The sequence below is a fragment of the Streptomyces sp. BR123 genome, assembly GCF_013401435.1.
Lineage (GTDB): Bacteria > Actinomycetota > Actinomycetes > Streptomycetales > Streptomycetaceae > Streptomyces.
The window spans coordinates 1-1034 of record NZ_JACBGN010000627.1; the positions used below are offsets into that span (position 1 = coordinate 1).

The 1034-nt window shown below is 73.3% G+C and carries 1 protein-coding gene; it reads left to right on the forward strand.

Annotated elements, in window-relative coordinates; genetic code table 11:
* Positions 1–98: 98 nt before the first annotated feature.
* Positions 99–1013, forward strand: coding sequence for an endolytic transglycosylase MltG (gene mltG / locus HYE82_RS36740; protein WP_179178557.1), 915 nt, complete (start codon positions 99–101; stop codon positions 1011–1013).
* Positions 1014–1034 lie beyond the last annotated feature (21 nt).

A 1034-nucleotide genomic window follows, 5' to 3' on the forward strand; every position in this document is an offset into this window, starting at 1 on the left:
CCGCCGGCCCACCCTCCCACGGCGGAACGTGTGATCGTATGACGGATGTGAGAGTGTGATGCCGGGAATGCGGCGGTTCGCGGTTTAGCGTGGCCCGCATGCGTCATGAGTACCGGCCGCCACGGCGTCGTTACCGGCTCACCCGCCGGGGCCGTCTGGCGCTCTTCCTCGGCATACTGCTCGTGATCGGGACGGCCGTCACCCTCGGACCGCTGCTGCGGCGCGAGGAAGCGGAGGCCCCCGAGAAGCCGCGCACGCTGGTCATCCCCGAAGGCTGGCGCGCCCCCCAGGTCTACGCGGCCATCGACCGCGAACTGGAACTCCCGGCCGGCTCCGCGAAGGCGGCGGTCGCCACGGCCGAACTGGCCCTGCCCGCGGAGGCGAAGGGCAACCCGGAGGGCTTCCTGTTCCCCGCCTCGTACCCGGTGACGTCCGGGACCACCGCCGCCGAGCTGCTCGCCCGGATGGTGCGGACGGCCAACCGGAAGCTCGGCACGCGCGCCGTCGCCGACGGCGCCAAGGCACACGGGATGACCCCGTACCAGACGGCGACCCTCGCCAGCGTCATCGAGGCCGAGGCCGACACCCGCAGCGACATGGGCAAGGTCGCCCGCGTCGTGCACAACCGCCTGGCACGATCGATGCCCCTCCAGATGGACTCCACCATCAACTACGCGCTGAACCGCCGCACGGTGGACACCAAGCTCAGCGACACGCGCATCGACCACCCTTTCAACACCTACCGCCGCCAGGGGCTGCCTCCGACGCCGATCGACAGCCCCGGGCTGCAGGCCATGGCGGCGGCGGTGGCGCCGACGCCCGGCGACTGGCTGTACTTCGTCACCGTCAAGCCGGGGGACACCCGCTTCTCGGCGACGTACGAGGAGCACAAACGGCACGTCGCGGACTTCAACCGCGCCCGCGCGGCGGCCGCAGCGGCAGCCGCCGCAGGCGCCCCGCCCCGGCAGGCCCCGCCCCGGCAGGCCCCGCCCCGGCAGGCCCTGTCCGGGTAGCCCCCGCCGAGAGGCGCGGCT

What these genes read in the sequence shown, in the direction of transcription:
- mltG (WP_179178557.1), top strand. Translation starts at nt 99, where the DNA reads ATGCGTCATGAGTACCGGCCGCCACGGCGTCGTTACCGGCTCACCCGC.